Origin of the sequence: Mesorhizobium sp. M7A.F.Ca.US.005.03.2.1, assembly GCF_003997795.1 — a bacterium.
GTDB classification, from domain to species: domain Bacteria; phylum Pseudomonadota; class Alphaproteobacteria; order Rhizobiales; family Rhizobiaceae; genus Mesorhizobium; species Mesorhizobium ciceri.
The window spans coordinates 1-2,175 of sequence record NZ_RZRP01000980.1 but is presented as its reverse complement, the minus strand read 5'-3'; the positions used below and the strand labels follow the sequence as shown (position 1 = coordinate 2,175).

General features: G+C 63.1%; 1 protein-coding gene and 2 pseudogenes. 2 read left to right on the top strand and 1 reads right to left on the bottom strand.

Annotated features, from left to right (window positions below; genetic code table 11):
* Positions 1 to 114 precede the first annotated feature (114 nt).
* Complete coding sequence (gene ribB / locus EN991_RS33500; protein WP_127370339.1) at positions 115 to 1,215, top strand: 3,4-dihydroxy-2-butanone-4-phosphate synthase; 1,101 nt, start codon at positions 115 to 117, stop codon at positions 1,213 to 1,215.
* Positions 1,216 to 1,248: 33 nt separating this feature from the next.
* Positions 1,249 to 1,793: pseudogene (locus EN991_RS33495) on the top strand (GNAT family protein).
* Between the two features lie 37 nt (positions 1,794 to 1,830).
* Here EN991_RS33495 and EN991_RS33490 read toward each other — a convergent pair.
* Positions 1,831 to 2,175, bottom strand: a pseudogene (locus EN991_RS33490) (hypothetical protein); the annotation flags it as partial.

Sequence of the window (2,175 nt, the reverse complement as noted above, 5' to 3'; positions counted from 1 at the left end):
TAGGGGAATAGGGGAATATGTTGCGCTCTTAGCCCGGCCGGCCAAATCTTTTTGCTTTTCCCTACTCCCTTACTGCCCTACTCCCTTATTCCCCTGCGAGCAAAGCGAGCACTTATGCCTTACGACCAGAAGAAAATCGTCGAAGCCCTGCGTGCTTTCGAACGCGGCGAGATCGTCGTCGTCATGGATGATGACGGGCGCGAGAACGAGGGCGACCTGATCGTCGCCGCTGTCCACTGCACGCCCGAAAAGATGGCGTTCATCGTTCGCCACACCTCCGGCATCGTCTGTACGCCGATGCCGCGCGAAGAAGCCAAGCGGCTGAACCTTGCCCCCATGGTCGCCGACAACGATTCCGCCCACACCACCGCTTTCACCGTCAGTGTCGATTTCAAGCATGGCACCACGACCGGCATCTCGGCCGAAGATCGCACTTTGACCGTTCGCAATCTTGCCAACGGCAATGTCGGTGGCTCGGATTTCGTCCGGCCCGGCCACATCTTTCCGCTGATTGCGCGCGAAGGCGGCGTGCTGATGCGCTCAGGCCATACCGAAGCAGCGGTCGATCTGTGCAAGCTCGCCGGCCTGCCGCCGGTCGGTGTCATTTCCGAGCTGGTCAATGATGACGGCACCGTCAAGCGCGGTCCGCAGGTGCAGGCTTTCGCCGAGGAGCATGGCCTCAAGCAGGTTTCGGTCGCCGACCTCATCGCCTACCGGCAGCGCAAGGAAACGCTGGTCGAACGCGTCGCCTGCTCGGAAATCGACACGCTCGGCGGCAAGGCACAGGTCTTCACCTACACGCTGCCGTGGGACTCCATGCATCACGTCGCCATCGTCTTCGGCGACATTCGTGACGGCGAGGACGTGCCGGTGCGTCTGCATTCCGAGGATGTGGTGACCGATGTCTTCGGCACCAGCCACCGGCTCGACGCCATCATTAAGACAATGGGCGAGCGCAGGCGCGGTGTCATCGTCTATCTCAGAGAAGGCTCCGTCGGCGTTGCGCATCAGGAGCGCAAGCGGCCGGCAAGCGGCGACCGCGAGGATCACGAAGAGGCGCGCCGCCGTGAAAACGAGTGGCGCGAGATCGGGCTAGGCGCCCAGATACTCAAGGATCTCGGCATCTCCTCGATCAACCTGATCGCCTCGCGCGAACGCCACTATGTCGGCCTCGAAGGTTTTGGCATCCACATCGCCAAGACCGAGATCCTCTGAGCCTCCCGTCGATCCGGTTGCCGGAGAAGACGGATGAATGCGTCTCTGCCTACCAGCCAGCGCAGCGAACGGCTTTTGCTGCGCCGCCCAGAAGAGAGGCTGATCTGGATTTCCTGATCGACCTCTTTTCGCGCCGGGAGCTTGTTGCTCATCGTCCGGACCCTGTCCCGGATACAGCCCAGCAGAGCGCCGCGCGGCTGACGCGCGACATCGGTCATTGGGACAAGCACGGCTTTGGCCGCTGGGCGGTCGAGGCGGATGAAAAGCTGGTCGGCTTCGGCGGCGTCACGGTATCGGCGGATTTCGACGGTCTGAACCTGTCCTATCATCTTCATCCGGCGAGCTGGGGACATGGCTATGCCACGGAATCGGTGATGGAAGCACTGCGCACCGCGTTCGGCCCCTTGCGTGCCGATCGGGTTGTCGGCATCGTCCGCCCCGCCAATCCGGCTTCGCGACGGGTGCTGGAGAAATGTGGCTTCGTCTTCGAAAAAGAGGTGATGCTGCACGGGGCGCCAACGATAGTTTTGGCATTGGCGCACCCAAGAAGAGTCAATATTTCAGGCCCGGCCGCCTAGAGCGGCGCGCCCGGCCTAAGGCCCGGGCGCGCCGGAACTATTCCGCAGCAATCGCGGCTGCTTCGCATCCGTCCATCTCGCACTCAGCCGTGGCAAGGCTGCGCTGGCCAAGCAGCACCGTGGCCAGCGCGATCGTGCCTGAAGCCACAGAGACCCAGAACCCGTTCTGGGCACCGAACGCATCGACCACCGCGCCGGCCGCGAACGAGCCGAGCGCCATGCCGATGCCGATGCCGGTCATGACCCAGGTAATGCCTTCGGTCAGCATCGCCTCCGGCACATGCCGCTCGATCAGGCCGAAGGCGGTGATGACCGAAGGCATTACCTGGGTCATGACCGGCATCGGCATCGGCATGGCGCTCGGCTCGTTCGCGGCCGGCGC

Excerpts from the sequence above, each read along its gene's own strand:
- ribB (WP_127370339.1), top strand. The coding sequence starts at position 115 with ATGCCTTACGACCAGAAGAAAATCGTCGAAGCCCTGCGTGCTTTCGAA.